Below are 368 nucleotides of genomic sequence, written 5' to 3'. Positions count from 1 at the left end.
GCCTTCATCGCCGTGCTGATCATCCCGCTGTCCTTCGTGATGATGGCCATCGGCATGAACGAGCTGAAGGTGCCCGGCAACCTGATGAGCCTGGGGGCGCTGGACTTCGGCCTGATCGTCGACGGCACCGTCATCATTATCGAAAACTGTCTGCTACGGCTGGCCGAGCGCCAGCACCACGAAGGCCGGCTGCTGCGTCTGCCCGAACGCCTGGAGACCGTGCTTCGCGCGGCCCAGGAAATGATCCGTCCGACCGTCTTCGGCCAGGCGATCATCTTCTTGGTCTTCGCCCCGCTGCTGACCTTCACGGGCGTGGAAGGCAAGACCTTCTCGCCGATGGCCATCACCATCATGCTGGCCCTGGGCGC

The 368-nt window shown here is 63.9% G+C and carries 1 protein-coding gene; it reads left to right on the top strand.

The genetic code is table 11. The features are described from left to right. Positions 1 to 368, top strand: a 368-nt coding sequence (locus tag AX690_RS04290; RefSeq protein WP_197426779.1) for an efflux RND transporter permease subunit, incomplete at both ends; no start/stop codon positions are given.

Source organism: Caulobacter sp. CCH9-E1 (genome assembly GCF_001556515.1).
In the GTDB taxonomy this organism is placed as follows: Bacteria; Pseudomonadota; Alphaproteobacteria; order Caulobacterales; family Caulobacteraceae; genus Caulobacter.
This window is presented reverse-complemented; position numbering and strand designations above follow the sequence as displayed.